The sequence below is a fragment of the Mesorhizobium sp. WSM4847 genome (genome assembly GCF_055811335.1).
Genome location: NZ_JBVVPY010000003.1, coordinates 23,202 through 41,585 on the forward strand (window position 1 = coordinate 23,202; position 18,384 = coordinate 41,585).

Below are 18,384 nucleotides of genomic sequence, written 5' to 3' on the forward strand. Positions count from 1 at the left end.
TTACGACGGAACTTTGAGCTGAGCGCGTAGTGACGGTGGAACCCCTTCCCGAAGCTTCCATCGCACGGTGATGGGAGCTTCGCCCTCCCAGCCAGCAAAATCAACTTCGCCGCAGTAGGTAAATGGCGTGGGCTGCGCCCCGATCTTTTTCGTGGGACGTACCAACAGATGAACGTGCAGGCCCAGCGCGTGATGGTTGCGTATCATTTGGCCTCTCTTCGAATCTTGCGTAGTAGTGTTCTGACTCTGCCACGAGAACTCTTCGTCCGACAGAAAGTGATCGGCGTATTGATGTTCGTCGCTCATGCCTTCCTTGGCCAGCGTGACCAGCAAAAATAGATGCCCAGGCTTCGGAACGAAGCCGGCATTCCAGGTGGCCTGGTCGAAGGTCAAGCCGAATGCGGGACCTATTGCTTCGCGGGAATAACGCTCCCATGCGCGCAAGCCGTCTCCTGCTTGGCCAACCGTTCCTATCGGCTCCATCACCATAATGTCGCCGCGCAAGCTGAGACGTACCCGGTCGCTGCGACCAGGTTGGCCTACCTCTGGACCAAACCAACCAGTCAGAATTTCCGGAAGCAGATTTACATCCGAACCCTGATCACGGACCACGTTGATGGCAATCTTCGCAACTGTTGCCTCCAAGCGGCGACCATCCGCTTCTACCTCGATCGGTCCTTCAGCGAGTTTTGTATGATCCGTGCTCGGCAGGAACAAAATCGGCCTGCCATTGGTATTGCGCAACACGCGGCAGACAACGTCATTCGGTCGACCGCTTCGCGTGAGATACTGGGCGAGGCGCCAATCAGCAACTTCGCGAAGCAATTCACCGAAGCCGGGCCCGACCGGTGGATCAAATGCAAACCTGAATAAATCGTTCTCGAAGCGGAAATAGGCGACGCCTCCGGTCCCCTTTGCATTCACGAATGCCTCGATTGGATTGCGAACGAGCAGCCGCCGAACAGCGGCCAGGTCGTCAAGATCGACAGAGAAGTCCTGATCCAGCTTGTGAATTCGACGGACCAACGCTGCGACGCGGCGTGATAGATCGTCGATCCCGATCTCTGTAGTGACCTCATTTTTGTCGAACAGTGCGAGCAGCAGTGCAATTTTGTAGCTACGGGTTGTCTCGGTCTTCTCGATCGCAACGAAAAAATCTCGCGCTTCGGTGAGGGCTGCTCTTTCGTCAGCAGAGAGACCGCCCATCCGCTCAACAAAACCCAGCCAGGAACCCTCGCTATTGCTCCGCGGGTTGAGACCAGCATGGAATACCTCAACCGCATTAGGCCTCACGCCATGCCGCTCCTCGAAATCGCGATAGTAGGATTCCAACGCCGTTTCTGTCGCAGCAGGGCGGAGTAAGTTCTGCAGGATATCCACGGCAGCGAGATCGTAGGTGATTTCGCACCCAGACGGCAGTGCAATTGTTGCCCGTAGAATCTCCTCCAACATCTCGCGAAGCCTGCCCTTGCTCTCAGCCTCACGATTCATGAGGGCCGCAAGGGCACGAAGCTTCATGAGGAAGGCGCGATGGTTGCCGATGTAGTCAATGACAGTCAGACGCTCCTTGTCATCTGCGACACGCAGGCCACGTCCTAGTTGCTGCATCCAGATGACTGTCGACTCGGTCGGGCGAAGCATCATCACCGTGTCGATCGCCGGCACGTCCACACCCTCGTTGAACATGTCGACGGCAAAGATCACATCAAGTTCGCCGTCTGCGAGTCGCTTGAGCGACGTCGTTCGGGGTGCGCTGGTTGGGCCAGCGTGAACCGCGACAGCCCGTAGACCTTCCCGGACAAAGAAGGCGGCCATAAAGTCGGCATGCCGCTGCGAGCAACAGAAGCCAATACATCGACTTCCGCCTTTGGCTCGGAATTGTTCCAATGCGTTTCGGGCGCGTGCCTCGGTCGCGACGGCAGCCTCGAGGGCTTCGGGGTCGAATTTCGCGCTTCGCCACGGGATGTTGGAATAGTCCACATCGTCCGGGACGCCAAAATAATGGAACGGACAGAGGCGGCCAGTCTCAATGCCAATATGGATGCCTGCCTCGTAGACGAGGTTCTCCTGGCAAAGAGCCAGCAGATCTGCCCCATCCGTGCGTTCTGGTGTGGCCGTGAGGCCGAGTAAAAACTTCGGCCGAAAATGATCGATCACGCGCCGGTAAGTGCTGGCGGCGGCGTGATGGATTCGTCGATCACGATGTAGTCAAATTCGTCCGGCGCAAAGCGAGATAGGTGGGCGATTCGTCCCAGCGTTTGGACAGAAGCGAAGACAAAATCGGCGTCGGTTTCTCGTGTGTCGCCAGCAAGTCTACCGATCCGCGCAGTGGGGCGGACGTTCCGGAAAGTCTCAATTGCCTGAAACAGGATCTCCTCGCGGTGAGCCACGAAAAGGATGCGCTGAAACTCTACGCGGTCGCTGTCAAACGCGGCGAGCCATGTTTTACCGAGACCGGTAGCGAGGACCACAAGGCCAGCCGAGAAACCATCCTCGCGGCTTTGTTCCAGGGCGATCAGCGCGCGTTGTTGGATAGCGTGCGGTTGGGGTTTAGGTTGCGGTGCCTCATATTCGACTTCCGCCCCTGTGCCATCGGGATTGCGGTAGGGATCAGTAACACGCCGGCGTTCGTAAGCGTCAACCCAGGCCGGCGTAACTGCAGCGGTGGCGGGAGCGTGGAATAGGATGTCAAAGGCCTGGCGAATCTGGCCGAAACCGACGACATCGGGGCTAGAGATGACTTTATAATTCCACTCGATCGACGTCGTCAGTGCCGGCTCGGAAATGTTCGAGCTTCCAACGAAGGAGACGCCCTCAGCGCCGGAGAGGAATGTATAAGATTTGAGGTGAAAGCCCCGTTCGTTTCCTGACTGGTAAACTCGGAGATCTAGGTTCCCATCAAGGTCCGCAAGCCTGCGCAGAGCGACGGGGTCCGTCACATCTAGATAGTCGCCGACCAATACACGCGCAGTGCCGCCGCGAGCGAGAAGATCTTCAAGGTGGTTGAGAACAAGTCGCGCACCGCTGTCCAGCAAAAAAGCGACCGCGATTTCACATCGATCTGCTTGATCCATCTGGGTGATCAGGTGCGGTAAGAGCGGATCGTCGCCACCTGTAACAAGCCGCCGCTGGTCGATGGTCGCTGCTGGCGAGTCCGTAGGCGACGTAGTCGGCGATGCCGAAAGCGAAGATGTTTCCCGTTCGGCGAGATAGTTCGCTTTGGTCGGGATGACATGCCGAACACCGCCTCGGGGATCCGCCACGTCGCCTGTTCGCCTGGGGATCACATGCAGGTGGAAATGAAACACTGTCTGCCCGGCCGCCGGCCCGTGATTGAAGCCAACGTTGAACCCGTCGGCACCATGCCGCGACCGGATTAGGCCCATCGCACGGTCAATGGCACCAGTGACCGCCGCCCTTTCCTGTTCCTCCAGGTCGCCCCATTCGGCCACGTGGCGCCGCGGCACAATCAGGAGGTGACCTGCAGAAACAGGGTAGCCGTCCCAAAACGCAAAGATGAATTCGTCTGCAAAGACGATGTGAGCCGCATCGATTGAGCAGAACGGACAATCCGTCTGGCTTCTCAAGATTCCCCCTTTGCAGTCCCGGTCAGTAGCTACAGCCTCAAGGAAGTACGCCGTACCTAAAGGCAAACTATCAGCCGAATACAAGCTCTGGCACCGCCACTTCCCAGACATCGCGGTGAAGGTGCACCCTGAACTCTTCCTGACTGTCGGATTTGCGCCAGCGCACGATGGCGCCGACCTCGCCGCGCACGAAGCTAAGGCCTTGGGGAGGCGACCAGCTTTTGGCCATGCGTCCGAGTGCTTGCGCCTTCTCATCCTGCATCATCCAGGACGGGCCATCGCGCACGATGTGGATCGGGTCTCCCACTTTTGCCGTCGAGATGGCGGCGAGGGAGGGATGGTCCGGCCTGAGACGCCCTGCCCATGACAGGTCTACGGTCTTTAGGTCTGGCACCTGGTACAGTGCCGTCGGAAGGGCAACGCTGTCTGCGACGTCCGGCGCAGCTCGACGCAGCACATGCTCTTTATCCTGCTTGACGAACGGGTGCTGCCCGTTGGCGATGATGGCGAGGCTGCGTCGCGCTCGCGTCATGGCGACATAGAACAGGCGGCGCGGCGCATCGGGGTCCTCGCCTTTGGAGGGCCTGTCCCAGCCGCCATTCAGGATGACGACATCATTGAACTCAAGTCCTTTCGATCGATGTGCCGTCAGCAGCAGCAGGGCGCGCTGCTCGCTACGAGCATCATGGGCCCATTCGGCGAACCACTCCAGTACGTCCGGAACAGGCATGGTTTTGTTGGCCAGCTCTTTCGCAAGCGTGGCGATGCCTTCGGCGATCAGATCCGTCCAGCGGTTTGACTGTATCGCGTTCAGCACGTCCACCAGATCACGGACGCCCAGCAGACGGGTACCATCGCGGCGCAGAGTGTCGATAAACTGCTGCATCTCGCGCAGGCGCCAAATGCTGGGCAGGCTCTCATTCGCCATCTCCACCGGAATGCCAAGCGCTTCGGCATAGGCCCGCACAGGCGCCAGCCGCCGCCATTCGCGCGCGATAATCGCGGCACGCGACCAGCTCCACTCCGAATCAAGGCGCGACAGCCGGACCAGTTCATCCACCGCGGCCATCGCCTGCGCCACATCACCGGATGGACAGTCCAGCACCTGCACCCGCCCTTGTGCCACGGGATCGAGCGCCGCCATCTCACCACCAGGCGGCGTCTTGCTGCGCTTGCGATCGATAGCAATGTCGTGACCGGTCTTCATGCGGTCAGCGGCTGGCACAATGACTGCGTTGGCTGCGGCGATGATATGTCCGGTCGCGCGGTAGTTCTCGATCAGGAATTCCGGTCTTGCACCATAGTCGGTTTCGAACTGGCGGATGAAGCGGATGGACGCCCCAGCGAAGGCGTAGATGTTCTGGTCGTCATCACCCACCGCAAAAAGGCTGAGTTGAAGCTCCTTGTCGCCCAGTGAACGGCCCGCAATGGCGGAGATCAGTGCGTATTCCTCAGGGCCGATATCCTGGTACTCGTCCACCAGAATCCAGCGATAGCCCTGGATCACCGTTTCCCGTTGCGCCTCCGCCTCGAGCCTGCTCAGCCCTTCGCCGTTCAACAGGCGCACTGCCTCCATGACGATCCCGTCGAAGTCGTGCTTCGTCTCATTCGCAGTTCCGGCAAAGCTTGCTCCCACCAGCCGCATCGCGAGGGCGTGGCATGTGGAAATGGTCACTGCATTCGCGTCATCGCCGATCAGGTGCCGCAGCCGGATGCGTATCTCGGCCGCGGCATGACGGTTGTAAGTCAGAACGAGGATGCCACGGGGCTCCTCGCGCCGGACTCGAATCAGGTAGGCGATGCGATGCACCAAAACCCTGGTCTTACCTGAACCCGGACCGGCCAGGACCAACACACTGGACTTTTCGTCGTCGTCCTTGACGATCTTTTGCTGAACCGGATTGTTCAGCGCCTCAACGATCTTGTTCCATGAGGCCCCTGTCGTCTGGCGCCGGAGCTCGAAGCCCTTTCCCGGCATCCAGCGGCGCAGGAAGGCGTCGCGCTCGAGCACGAAGTAGTCCTCGGACAGCCGCTCCGCCTGATCCATCGCAGCAAGGCCTTTTTCGGCATAGGCCGCCATTACATGGGTTTGGATCGTTTGCTCGGCGTAATGTTCCTCGAGCGGTAAAAAATCCTTCACTGTGAACAAGCCGCCCGAGGGGGTCAGATGGACAGTCATCGCCTGCCTGAAGATCGTCAGCCCCCTGCCCAGCGTCACCACCTCCTGCTCGTGCAGCCACAGAAGTGCACGGTCCATCAGCTTGGTCACGTCCTGAATACCACTGCCGCGTAGGAGTGCGTCTCCCGTCAGGGTGGCGAGCAGATCGCCCATAGTGGTTTCGACCTGGATATCCTTGCCGTGGTTGCCCTTCGGTAGCTTGTCCAGAAGATGCCCCAGCAACAGTTCGCTTCCCTGCCGCCTCAAGCTAGCGGTCTGTTCAAGGGCCTGCCAAGTCCGCTGCAGCGTCACCATCAATGTGTTGCGCGAAGCCTTGCGCAGCCGAAGATTGCCCTTGCCACCATCCTGATCGCGCCCGTCACGACCCAGGCTACGCAGCAGCTTTTCCACGATGTCGGGTCGCACAGCGCTGTGCCCCCGATTGCGGAGCGCCTGACAGGTTTCGGCCAGATGCAAGGGAATGCCTTCGGCACCTTCGGCATCAGGGGCGGCCTCACGCATCAGGGCGATCAAGGCGGTTTCAAGCTGTGCGGTCTGCACCAGGCGATGCTGCGAATGACCCTTGACGGCGACATGAACAAAGACTGTGACCACGATGTCGTTGCGGGAGATCCCAAGCGCCTCGAGATCGGCCATGGCCTTGTTAAGCATACCCCCTGTCAATCCGCTGACCCCGGCCAGCTCATCGGTGGAAATGCCCTGATCGGCGGGCGCATTCATCAGGTGGCGAGTGATATCAAGAAGCTGCTTGCGACGGGTCCCGGTGATGGCGGCCCTGGCCAGGATCGCCTCGACTTCTTCCAGATTGCGGACCCTGAGGAACGAGGGGAAGACTTGAACCCGGTTCTCCTCGCGGCTCAGCAGTGTGGCTTCTTCCAGCCAGGACACCGCGGTCTTCACCCTCGTGTCGTCGGTGGCACTGTCGCGCTCGAACTCCTGATCGCGTTCGGCTCGCACGACTTCGCCCGAGGTGGCGACTACGGTGCCGGTTTTCTTCATTCGCTCGTCCAACCGCCGCAGGGCCTTGAGGATTGCACCAATTTCGTGCCGAGCCAGGCGCGAGCGGGCCGAAAGCGAGAACTGCCGCTCGACATCCTCGGTGGCGAACAGCAGGACGCAATTGGCATGGGCGCGGTCGCGGCCAGCCCGCCCAGCTTCCTGTAGGTAGTTTTCCAATGACCCCGGAATGTCGCCATGCACCACCAGCCGGATATCGGGCTTGTCGATCCCCATGCCGAAAGCGTTGGTCGCTGCGATGATCCGCAACTCGCCGATGCGGAAGCGTTCCTGAATGTCGCGCTTTTCCTCGGGCATCAGACCAGCGTGGAACCGTTCCGCCGACAGACCCTGCTGCTTGAGGAAATCGGCGACGCGTTGCGTCTCGCTGCGGGTGGCGCAATAGACCACTGCACCCGAGGCTTCATCCTGTGGGAGTTTGGACTCGATTACATCGAGGATGTCGGTCAGCTTGGTGCCGCGCTGCGTCGGCCGTACCTCGAAACTGAGATTGGTGCGCACCGCGCCGCCGTCCAGCAGCATCAGTTCGCGCTTCAGACGTGCCTGGAAATGGTTGCAGATGTCGCGCACCACTTCGGGCTTGGCGGTGGCGGTCAGGCAGAGCACCGGAGCAGACGCCTCATCGGGGAAGGATTCCTTGATAAAGCGGCTGACATAGCGGTAGTCGGGCCGGAAATCGTGGCCCCATTTCGACACGCAATGCGCCTCGTCCAGTACCCAGAGTCCGATTTCACGCTGTGCCAGAACCGAGCGGACCGAGTTGCTGCGCAATTGCTCGGGCGAGATCAGCAGCATTGCCGCCTCGCCCATACGCACACGGTCCAGCGCATCCTGCCGCTCGGGCATCGATAGCATTCCGTTGACGGTTACGGCCGAGGAAATGCCCGCCCGCGCCATGCCCTGCACCTGATCGGCCATCAGCGCGACCAGCGGAGAGATCACTACTGTCAGCGCCCCAGTCTTGTCGAATTTCGACAGGGCGGGAATTTGGTAGCAGACCGATTTGCCGGTGCCGGTCGGCAGAATCCCGAGGACGCTCGCCCCGCGCATCGCCTCATCGACGATTCGCTCCTGCAGGGGGCGGCCTATATCGTCCACCGGCTCCGCGCGGAAGGCATTGAACCCGAACCAGCGCGACAGCGCGCGGACCGGGTCGTTTTTCTCGCTGCACCAGGCGCAATCCGGGCTTTCGCAATTGGTATCGCGCAGGTGCCGCACGATCAGTGCAGCCTCGCGGAATTGCGCCCGCACCCAGGGCGGCATGACGGAATCCCCGCCCGCGACCAGGATCCAGGACAAAGCATAGGCCATGGGCCATCCGAGCTGCGGGTTCGAAAGGCGGCTCAGCGTCTGCTCGACCCGCCTCTCGCAGGCACGCCCCGCCAGCAGCCGGGAAATCGCTTCTCTCGCCGCAAGAGGACCCGGTGCAGGAGCTCCGCGAACCTCCTGGAACACTGCGTCGAACCCACCTGGGTTTTCCATTCTCGTGGTAAGGAAATGGAAGGCTGCCACGGCATCGGGCTGGTCGGCATTCTGCTGTGTCAAAGCTGCAAGCTGATTGCGCAGCACCTGGAACACCAGCCGCGCATCCATTTCCGGATCGTTGACATGGCCGCTTGCAAGCGGCCATCGTGGTAGTGCTTGACCAGGTGATGATAGGGATTACGCGGAAACGCGAGAGGATTGATCCACAAGGTATCGATCGGCGATCGAACAATATTCGCTAGACGACGCCGCATGGCGGCCAGATGAGGCAGGTCATGCCGGATGATGTTATGGCCGATCAGATGTTGGGTCTCAGATAACTCTGCTTCCAGACGATCGAGGGCTGCAACCACATCGCGTTTCTTTGCCACGATGGAGATAGAAGAATCATCGCGGACCGCTGCAAAAGCGAAGACTGTAGCCGTTGCTGGATCCACTTCCAGATCGACCGAGACACAGCGCTGCAAGAAGGGCTTGAAAAGTTCGATCATATTCCAACAAAAGTTCGCACGATATGATCCGCTCAGCGATCATGAATGGGCGCTCGGCAAAAGATCAATGTTCATCTTACAGCGATAACTTTGACTGAAAGCTAACTTTCCGGTGCCGCGTTTCACTTTGGGTCGGACCGGCCGGTTCGGCCCCGGGACCGATTTTATCGTCAGGGGCATTCGCTCCGATATGCGTATGGCGTGCGAACGGGTTTCGGATGTCCCAAAAAAGGGTGCAGCAGCAACTGTCGTCCCATGCCGTTGGGAATGGCGAATGGGGTGGATTTGAGCCCATGTGGACTTGCACCCACGCCAGTTTTCAAGACTAGGGCCTTGAAGAACCCGGCCCCTCACTGTGGGAATCGTCTGTGGGAACTCTGGGTCGATCTTACTTAAGCATTTGAATTTATTGGCGCACCCGACAGGATTCGAACCTGTGACCTCTGCCTTCGGAGGGCAGCGCTCTATCCAGCTGAGCTACGGGTGCCTTCAGGATCGACGATCCGGAAAACGAACCAGCCGGTGAACCGGCCAGCCACGGCTTCTTAGCGGAAGCAGGCGCAGGCTTCAACGGGCAAGTGGCAGGCGCTGGAAAGTTGTCCCGCTTGGCCATCGGTCCGCGCCGCATCCGATCGCTGCGCGGCCTCGCAGGCTCAGGGTGTTCGTCATTCGAAGAGCCCTGGCTCTTCGTCCGCCCCTCACTGCTCCCCGGCGTACAGCAGCCGCATCGTCGTGTTCGATGCCGGCGACAGGTTGCGCTGGATCAGCGCTTCGACATGGTCGTTGCGCTGGCGCGCGCTGTCGGCGCCCATCACCACGAGGATGAGCCGGCGGCCGTCGGCATCGTAGGAGGTGACGATGTTGAAGCCAGAGGCTCTGATATAGCCTGTCTTGATGCCGTTGACGCCGCGGACGCGGCCGAGCATGTCGTTGTGGCCGCGCACCAGCCTGCCCCGGAACATGAAGTCGCTTTCCGAGAAATAGTGGAAATGCTGCGGGAAACGGGCGCGCAGCGCCGTGCCGAGCACCGCCATGTCGCGCGCCGTCGTCAGCTGGCCGGCGTCCGGCAGGCCCGAGGCGTTGCGGAAGACGGTGCTGCGCATGCCGATCTGGCGCGCTTTGGCCGTCATCATCGCGGCAAACGCCTGTTCGCTGCCGCCGAGATATTCGGCGACGGCGACCGCCACGTCATTGGCCGATTTGACGGTGATCGCCCGGATCGCCGAATCGACGTCGATCGTCTCGCCGCGCCTGAAGCGCAGCTTGGTCGGCGGCTGCCTGGCGGCGTTGGCCGAGACCGGGATCAGCGTCGTCTTGCTGACGCGGCCCTGCTCCAGCGCCTCGAACAGCAGGTAGAGCGTCATCATCTTGGTCAGCGACGCCGGATAGCGCGGCGCCGTCGAATTGGCCTCGAACAGCGTCCTGCCGCTGCTGCCGTCGACGACGACAGCCGCATATTTCTGCGCCGGCGCCGGCACCGCCAGCATGGTCTCCGTCGGCGTCGTCGCGCAGCCGGCAACCAGCAGCAGCAGCGCAAACGCCGCGACAAATTTTTTGATGAGCGGAAAGTGGCGCGGTTTGGACATTCTGAAGGTAAGCTGTTGCTGAGACGAGTGGGAAACTAGCCTAACCCAATGGTGCCGTCCATTTGGTTAATGCCGGTGTTCACGGCAATCGCGAGGGGCGCCGGCATTGCGGCAGCTTCTTTCTCTCTCGTTTACGGCAGGTCTATCTCGGTGGAAAGTCGGGGCTTTCGCTTTACGATGGACCCCCACCCTAACCCTCCCCACAAGGGGGAGGGAACGCTGCCGCGCGCCTTTACTTTCCCGTTGGCGCGCGCCGGAAGGCAGGCAATTTGCCGAGGTCAGCGCCAACGGAAGTCTCCCTCCCCCTTGTGGGGAGGGGTTAGGGGTGGGGGTCCTGCGCCCGTCGCCGCGCCGCGTCCCGAAGGTGAAAGGCCGCTGGCGTCGCCGGCCGTCCGCCTCAGGGCAAAGGAGGCCGGCGTCGATCTCCGACAGGTCAGGGGAAGCGGCCCGGCCGGCCGCATTCTCCACGAGGACATCCACGCCTTCCTGGCGCGCGGACCGCAGCTTGCGAAGGTCTCCGGCCTCGCCCGCAACGAGGCCGTCGAGGACATCAAGATCATCGGGCTCAGGCGCAAGATCGCCGAGAAGATGGCGCTGGCCAAGTCGCGCATCCCGCACATAACCTATGTCGAGGAGATCGACGTCACGGCATTGGAGGATTTGCGCGCGGCGCTCAACAAGGAGAAGCTCGGCGGCGTGGAGCGGCCGAAGCTGACGCTGCTGCCGTTCCTGATGCGGGCGATGGTCAAGGCGATCGCCGACCAGCCCAAAATCAACGCGCTGTTCGACGACGAGGCCGGCATCGTCCACCAGCATGGCGGCGTCCATATCGGCATTGCCGCGCAGACGCCTTCGGGGCTGGTGGTGCCGGTGGTCAAGCACGCCGAGGCACGCGACATCTGGGACTGCGCCGCCGAGGTTTTCAGGCTCGCCGAGGCGGCCAGGTCAGGCACGGCGGCGCGCGACGAACTGTCGGGATCGACGATCACCATCACCTCGCTCGGCGCCATGGGCGGCGTGGCGACGACGCCGGTGATCAATCATCCGGAAGTGGCGATCCTCGGCGTCAACAAGATGATGGTGCGGCCGGTGTGGGACGGCACCCAGTTCATGCCGCGCAAGGTGATGAACCTGTCCTCCAGCTTCGATCACCGCGTCATCGACGGCTGGGACGCCGCGGTGTTTATCCAGCGGATCAAGACGCTGCTGGAGACCCCGGCGCTGATTTTTGTGGATTGAGATGATGAACAGGGGATCGCAGGGGCGCAGAATGAGAGCAGTAGCGATCCTTCGCGCCCCCCTCTGTCCTGCCGGACATCTCCCGCCGGCTCGACCAACCAGGGTGCCATGATGAAGGAAATATCCTGCAAGCTGCTCGTCATCGGCGCCGGTCCGGGCGGCTATGTCTGCGCCATTCGCGCCGGCCAGCTCGGCATCGACACGGTTATCGTCGAGTTCGGCAAGCCGGGCGGTACCTGCCTCAATGTCGGCTGCATTCCGTCCAAGGCGCTGATCCATGCGGCCGAGGAGTTCGAAAAAATCTCGCACATGGCGAGCGGCAAGAGCCCGCTCGGCATTTCAATCGCCACACCGTCGATTGATCTCGAAGCGACCATCGCCTGGAAGGACGGTATAGTTAGCCGGCTTAACAGCGGCGTTGCCGGCCTGCTCAAGAAGGCCGGGGTCAAGACCGTGCATGGCTGGGCGAAATTCCGTGACGGCAAGACCGTCGAGGTCCAGACCGAGACTGGCATGCAGGTCGTCCGCGCCGAGATGGTGGTGATCGCGACCGGCTCGGCGGCGGTCGAGCTGCCGTCACTGCCGTTCGGTGGGCCGGTAATCTCGTCCACCGAAGCGCTGGAGCTGAGCGAAGTGCCGGAAAGGCTTGCCGTCGTCGGTGGCGGCTATATCGGGCTCGAGCTCGGCATCGCCTTCGCCAAGCTGGGCGCCAAGGTGAGCGTGGTCGAGTCCTTGCCGCGCGTGCTGGCGCAATATGATGCCGAGCTGACCCGGCCGGTGGTGAAGCGGCTCACCGAGCTCGGCATCGAGGTGCTCGTGAACGCCAAGGCCAAGGGCCTGTCGGGCAAGGGCGATGCCTTGCTGGTCGAAACGACGACCGGCAAGAATGCCAAAATCCCCGCCGACAGGATCCTGGTCACCGTCGGGCGCAAGCCGGTTGTCGAAGACTGGGGGCTGGAGCAGATCGACCTCGACATGGCGGGCAAATTCATCCGCATCGACGACCAGTGCCGCACCTCGATGCGCGGCATCTTTGCCATTGGCGACGTCACCGGCGAGCCGATGCTGGCGCACCGGGCGATGGCGCAAGGCGAAATGGTCGCCGAGATCGTCGCCGGCCACAAGCGCAGCTGGGACAAGCGCTCAATTCCCGCCATCTGCTTCACCGATCCGGAGCTGATCACCGCCGGCCTGTCGCCGGAGGAGGCCAAGAGGCTCGGCGGCGAGATCAAGGTCGGGCTGTTTCCGTTCGCCGCCAACGGCCGCGCGATGACCAAGATGAGTGAGGATGGCTTCGTCCGAGTTGTCGCCCGCGCCGACAATCATTTGGTGCTCGGCATCCAGGCGGTCGGCCAGGGCGTGTCGGAACTGTCGACGGCGTTTGGCCTGGCGCTGGAAATGGGCGCGCGGCTGGAGGATATCGCCGGCACCATCCATGCCCATCCGACACAGGGCGAGGGTTTTCAGGAGGCGGCGCTGAAGGCGCTTGGGCGGGTGTTGCATGTCTGAGAGGCGGGGTGGCTGAGCGGGTGATCTCCCCCCTTGAGGGGGAGATTACACAGCTCACCCGGCAAGCCGGCTAACCATCTCGTGCTGCGCATAGGCGCGGCCGAAGCGGTTGGCGAGGAACGCGTCGAGCGCGATGTCTTCCTGCTTGATAAAACCCTGCGCGGGCAAGCTGCCGTCGGCCAGCATGTCGAGCACAGCGCAGATGGCGGAGGCGGTGGTGATCTGGATGGCGCTGCGCACCTTGTCGCCGACGCGCTTGGCGTAGATCTTGTTGGCGTACGTTTCCTGCAGCAGGCGGCCGTTCTTGCGGCCGCTGACGGTGACGAAGACGATGACGACGTCCTGCAGCGTCGCCGGCAGGGCGCTCTCAAAAATGTCTTTCAGCACGTCGCGGCGGTGGCGCAGGCCGAGATCGTTGAGCAACGCCTTCATGATCGCGGCATGGCCGGGGTAGCGGATGGTACGATAGTTCAGCGTGCGCACCTTGCCCTTCAGGGTTTCGGCCAGCGTGCCGAGCCCGCCCGAGGTGTTGAACGCCTCGTAGGTGACGCCGTCGAGCGAGAATTCCTCGCGCTCCTCCAGCGGCGGTACCTCGATCAGTTCGCCTTCTACGATCGCCTCGCAAGGCTCGCAATATTCGTTGATGACGCCGTCCGTGCTCCATGTCAGATTGTAGTTCAGCGCATTCGACGGGTACTGCGGCAGCGCGCCGACCCGCATGCGCACGCTTTCCAGCGTGTCGAAGCGGCTGGCGAGATCATTGGCGACGATCGAGATGAAGCCCGGCGCCAGCCCGCATTGCGGGATGAAGGCGCTGTCGGCGGTACGCGCCAATTGCCTGACGCGCCGGGTCGCGACGACGTCCTCGGTCAGGTCGAGATAATGCACACCGGCGCTGGCCGCCGCTTCGGCGATGCGCGTGGTCAGGTGGAAGGGCGCGGCGCTGAGCACCGCGAACTTGCCGGCCAGGGCCGATTCGAGCGTGCCGGCGGCTTCGATGTCGAGTTCCAGCGTCTCGACCGTTTCAGGCAGTTCGGCCGCGCCGAGCTGTGCGGCCAAGCGGTCGACGAGGGTTATGTGATAGTCGCCGGTGGAAGCCAGCATCTCGGCGATGGTCGAGCCGATCTTGCCGGCACCGACAATTATGATGTCCTTCATGACAGTTCCCTCGCCTTGCCTTTCACAGAGCGGAGAGAATCGCAGCTTGCCTGTCGAAAGGAAGTGTTGAACTGTTCAAAACGAAGTGCCAAATTGGACAGTATGCCGATGAGGTTCGTCGAAAGTGCTTAGCAACGCCGAACAGGCCCTGCTCTCCCTGCTGCGCGCGAATGCGCGCGCCTCGACGGCCGAACTGGCGCGGCGGCTCGGCGTGTCGAGGACGACGGTGCAGAGCCGGATCGAGCGGCTGGAACAGCGCGGCATCATCACCGGCTATGGCGTCCGACTTTCACCCGACTACGAACAGGGACTGGTGCGGGCGCATGTCCTGCTCACCGTCACGCCCAAGCTTGCCGACAAGGTGGTGCGCAGCCTGCAGGCGCTGCCGCCGGTGCGGACGCTGCATTCGGTGAGCGGCAATTTCGACATGATCGTCGTCGTCGACGCGCCGTCGATCAAGGACCTCGACACGCTTCTCGATGAGATCGGCGCGATGGACGGGGTCGAGCGGACATCGTCGTCGATCATCCTGTCGACGCGGATCGACCGGTGAGTGGCTTGGCGGAGCATGGCACCGCTTCCCTCCTTCCAAAATGCTGCTGCCGGGCAGAACCTTGCGGAAAGTCGGCGGGACAGCGCCCCCTCTGTCCTGCCCTCTTTGCCAAAACTTGGCATCTCCCCCACTTGGGGGGAGATCGGCAATTTCTGGCGCTACGCTTACGCTTGCGACGCTCCTGTAATAAAGCAACATGAAGTCCGAAAAAATGTTGCTTTCTGACATGGCCTGTATGAGAATTGCGCGGACAGGCCGGGTTGAACGAGAACAGACAGGAGCCGGACGCGATGCAATTTGATCTCCTGCTGAAGGGCGGCCGCCTCATCGATCCGGCATCCGGCCTCGATGCGCAACGCGATCTGGCCATCGCCAACGGCCGCATCGCCGCGATCGATCCCGACATTCCCTTCGAGCGCGCCGCGCGCGTCATCGATGCGACGGGGTCCATCGTCGCGCCCGGCCTCATCGACCTGCACAGCCACGTCTATTGGGGCGGCACCTCGCTTGGCGTCGATGCCGACCGCCTCGCTGCAAAAAGCGGCACCACAACCTTCATCGACGCCGGAAGCGCTGGCGCCGGCAACCTCCTCGGCTTTCGCCGCCACGTCATCGAGCGCTCGAAGCTCCGCATCCTGGCCTATGTCAACATTTCCTTTGCCGGCATTTTTGGCTTCTCGCAGACCGTTTCGGTTGGCGAGTGCAGCGATCTGCGGCTCTGCGAACCGCGCGAGACGGTGGCGGCGGTGCGCGAGCACGCAGACGTGGTCGTCGGCGTAAAAGTACGCTCGGGTCGCCATGCCGGCGGCAGCAGCGGCATCGCGCCGGTCGATCTGGCGCTCGAGGCTGCCGACCAGGCCGGCCTGCCGCTGATGGCGCATATCGACGAGCCGCCGCCAGGCCGTTCGGAAGTCCTGCCGCGGCTGCGCAAGGGCGACATTCTCACCCACTGCTTCCGGCCGTTTCCCAACGCGCCGGTCTTCGCCTCGGGCGCGGTCCGGCCCGACATGCGGCTGGCGCGCGAGCGCGGCGTCATCTTCGACATCGGCCACGGCATGGGCTCGTTCGATTTCTCGGTTGCCAGGGCGATGCTCAGCGAAGGGCTGGCGCCTGACGTGATCAGCAGCGACGTGCATCTCTACTGCGTCGACGGTCCGGCCTTCGACATTCTGGTGTGCATGTCGAAATTGCTGGCGCTCGGCATGCCGCTGGTCGAGGTGCTGCGCGCGGCGACCCAACGGCCGGCCGAGGCGATCGCAAGGCCCGAGCTTGGCACGCTTAAGATCGGTGCAGTCGGCGACATCGCAGTGCTGCGGCTGCGTCCGGGCCGTTTTACCTTTGTCGACGCGGTCGGCGCGTCGCTGGTCGCCGAGCAGCGGCTGGTCTCGGACGGCATCGTGATCGGCGGCACCTGGTGGCCGAACGAAGCGGCTAACGATTTTGGCGATACCGACCGCTACGAAGCGCATGCGCATGAGACGCATGTCGATGTGGTGAGCCGGCATTTCGGGCGTGGGTGAAGGCTGGGCGGCTCTTCCTTCTCCCCTTGTGGGAGAAGGTGGCCGAGCGAAGCTCGGTCGGATGAGGGGTGCTCCAGAGAACACCAACGCCTCACTCCGTCCAACACCCTCATCCGTCTTGGCGCTGCGCGCCAATCTACCTTCTCCCACAAGGGGAGAAGGAGAGGAGCGCTGCTACCCATAGACCGGCGTCGCCATCCCTTCCATCCGCGCCTTGATCTGAAGCGCCACATATTTCGAGTAAAAGCGCGACAGCGCCAGATTGCCGCCGTGGAACCACAGCGCTTCCTGCGCCGTCGGCTTCCACATGTTGCGCAATTCGCCTTGCCATGGTCCCGGGTCGCCTTTCACGCCCGAGCCAATCCCCCAGCACGGCCCGACCTCGTCGGCGACGTCGCGTGAGACGATCGCCGCCACGGTCTCGTTCATCGACTGGTAGCCGGTGCAGGAGATGATCGCGTCGGCCGCCAGTTCGCTGCCGTCGTCGAACAGGATTCCGGTTGGCGTCAGCGACTTGATCTCGACGCCGCTGCGGATGCCGATCGCGCCGTCGATGATCAGATCGGACGCGCCGACGTCGATATAGTAACCCGAGCCGGTGCGGTAGGCCTTCATCAGCAGCCCGGTCTCGTCGTCGCCGAAATCGATGGCGAATCCGGCGCCGCGCAAGCGGTCGTAGAAGGCCGCGTCGCGCGCCTTGATGATGTCGTACAGCGCGCGCTGGGTTTGCGGCAGCAGCGCGAACGGCGTCGAGGCGACGATCATGTCGGCCTTTTCGGTGGTGATGCCGCGGGCCAGCGCCTTTTCCGAAAAGATCTCGAAGCCGACCTCCATCAGCGTGTCTGACTTCACCACCGTCGTCGGCGAGCGCTGGATCATCGTCACCGCAGCGCCGCTCTCCCAGAGGTCGACGGCGACATCGTGCCCCGAGCTTGCCGCGCCGATGACCGCGACGCGCCTGCCGCGGAATTTCTCGCCGCTAAAATACTGGCTGGAATGCAGGATCTCGCCCTGGAACGCAGCGGCGCCCGGGAGGTCGATCTGCCGCGGCGGGCCATAGGCGCCGGTCGCAAAGACGATGTGTTTTGGCATCAGCGTGATGCGCTCGCCGGCGCGATCGACCTCGACCGTCCAGATTTTTTCGGCTTCGTCGTAGCTGGCGCTGACGCATCTGGTGGAGGTCCAGTAATTGAGCTCCATGACGCGCGTGTACATTTCCAGCCAGTCGCCCATCTTGTCCTTGGGCGTGAACACCGGCCAGTTTTCCGGAAACGGGATGTAGGGCAGATGGTCGTACCAGACCGGATCGTGCAGCACGAGCGAGCGATAGCGGTTGCGCCAAGAATCGCCGGCCTGCGCATTCTTCTCGATGACGATGGCCGGCACGCCGAGCTGCCGCAGCCGTGCGCCCAGCATGATGCCGCCCTGGCCGCCGCCGATGACCAGGCAATAGGGCTGCTCAATGGCACCGAGATCACGCGCCTCGCGCGCCCTCGCCTCGGCCCAGGTCTCGCGGTCCGGATCGGCCTGGTGGCGGACACCCAGCGGCCGCGCCGGTCCCTTGCGCTCCTCAAAACCCTTGAGGTCGCTCATCGCCGTGAATAGCGTCCGGCATCTGCCGTCTGCCAAGCGCATGATGCCCTGGCCCCACGACGATGACGTCTCGAAGCTGAACCAGGCTTCTATCGTGCCTTCGTGCGAGCTTGCTTCGCCAGTGAGCTGCCAGGCAGTCGGCCTGGTCGCCGCCAGAGTGGCATCCAGCATGTCGCGGATCGCCGCGCGGCCTTCCATCGTCTTGATGTTCCAGGTGAAGGTCAGCAGGTCACGCCAGTAGCAATCCTCGACGAACAGATCGGTCGCGGCCGCGGCGTCGCCCGCCTCGAGCGCGGGGGAGAGAGAGGAAAGCCAGCTGGCCGCCTGTTTTGAGGGTGCCATGTCGAGCATTTTCTTCTCCTTCGAGTCGGCGAATCCGGATTGGGTCGTCAATTGTCGAACTCGGCGCTGCCCCTCATCCGCCTGCCGGCACCTTCTCCCCGTGAACAACGGGAGAAGGGACAAGC

10 protein-coding genes, 1 tRNA gene and 1 pseudogene are annotated in these 18,384 nt (G+C 62.4%); 4 read left to right on the plus strand and 8 right to left on the minus strand.

Translation table 11 applies throughout. The features are described from left to right. From AC0L28_RS04680 to AC0L28_RS04705, 6 genes are all read right to left on the minus strand, one after another. Positions 1 to 2,157 (minus strand): DUF3427 domain-containing protein, encoded by a 2,157-nt coding sequence (locus AC0L28_RS04680; protein WP_473475903.1) that lies wholly within the window; start codon positions 2,155 to 2,157, stop codon positions 1 to 3. Further along, positions 2,154 to 3,587, minus strand: a complete 1,434-nt coding sequence (locus AC0L28_RS04685) for a DEAD/DEAH box helicase family protein (RefSeq protein ID WP_473475905.1) — start codon at positions 3,585 to 3,587, stop codon at positions 2,154 to 2,156. The genes AC0L28_RS04680 and AC0L28_RS04685 overlap by 4 nt, the downstream gene beginning before the upstream one ends. Positions 3,588 to 3,657: 70 nt before the next feature. Further along, positions 3,658 to 8,376 (minus strand): RecQ family ATP-dependent DNA helicase, encoded by a 4,719-nt coding sequence (locus AC0L28_RS04690; RefSeq protein WP_473475908.1) that lies wholly within the window; start codon positions 8,374 to 8,376, stop codon positions 3,658 to 3,660. After that, positions 8,325 to 8,759, minus strand: coding sequence for a hypothetical protein (locus AC0L28_RS04695; protein ID WP_473475911.1), 435 nt, complete (start codon positions 8,757 to 8,759; stop codon positions 8,325 to 8,327). Before AC0L28_RS04695 ends, AC0L28_RS04690 begins: the two co-directional genes overlap by 52 nt. Positions 8,760 to 9,169: 410 nt before the next feature. After that, positions 9,170 to 9,246, minus strand: a tRNA-Arg gene (locus AC0L28_RS04700). Positions 9,247 to 9,457: 211 nt separating this feature from the next. Continuing rightward, positions 9,458 to 10,345, minus strand: coding sequence for a D-alanyl-D-alanine carboxypeptidase family protein (locus AC0L28_RS04705; protein WP_473475913.1), 888 nt, complete (start codon positions 10,343 to 10,345; stop codon positions 9,458 to 9,460). 345 nt (positions 10,346 to 10,690) lie between these two features. Between AC0L28_RS04705 and AC0L28_RS04710 the strand changes: the two are divergent. Continuing rightward, positions 10,691 to 11,584, plus strand: a pseudogene (locus AC0L28_RS04710) (dihydrolipoamide acetyltransferase family protein); the annotation flags it as partial. A gap of 111 nt (positions 11,585 to 11,695) precedes the next feature. After that, positions 11,696 to 13,093, plus strand: a complete 1,398-nt coding sequence (lpdA, locus tag AC0L28_RS04715; RefSeq protein WP_473476269.1) for a dihydrolipoyl dehydrogenase — start codon at positions 11,696 to 11,698, stop codon at positions 13,091 to 13,093. 54 nt (positions 13,094 to 13,147) lie between these two features. Here the strand turns inward: lpdA and AC0L28_RS04720 are convergent, their stop codons facing one another. Continuing rightward, positions 13,148 to 14,251 (minus strand): saccharopine dehydrogenase family protein, encoded by a 1,104-nt coding sequence (locus AC0L28_RS04720; RefSeq protein WP_473475915.1) that lies wholly within the window; start codon positions 14,249 to 14,251, stop codon positions 13,148 to 13,150. A 124-nt stretch (positions 14,252 to 14,375) separates the two neighbouring features. Here AC0L28_RS04720 and AC0L28_RS04725 point away from each other — a divergent pair, with 124 nt between their 5' ends. Continuing rightward, the gene (locus AC0L28_RS04725; RefSeq protein WP_128175259.1) at positions 14,376 to 14,804 is read left to right on the plus strand and encodes an Lrp/AsnC family transcriptional regulator; all 429 of its coding nucleotides are present in this window, start codon (positions 14,376 to 14,378) and stop codon (positions 14,802 to 14,804) included. A 290-nt stretch (positions 14,805 to 15,094) separates the two neighbouring features. After that, positions 15,095 to 16,324, plus strand: coding sequence for an amidohydrolase/deacetylase family metallohydrolase (locus tag AC0L28_RS04730; RefSeq protein WP_473475917.1), 1,230 nt, complete (start codon positions 15,095 to 15,097; stop codon positions 16,322 to 16,324). Between the two features lie 174 nt (positions 16,325 to 16,498). Here the strand turns inward: AC0L28_RS04730 and AC0L28_RS04735 are convergent, their stop codons facing one another. Then, positions 16,499 to 18,268: a flavin-containing monooxygenase gene (locus AC0L28_RS04735; protein WP_473475920.1), complete on the minus strand. Its 1,770-nt coding sequence runs from the start codon at positions 18,266 to 18,268 to the stop codon at positions 16,499 to 16,501. Positions 18,269 to 18,384 lie beyond the last annotated feature (116 nt).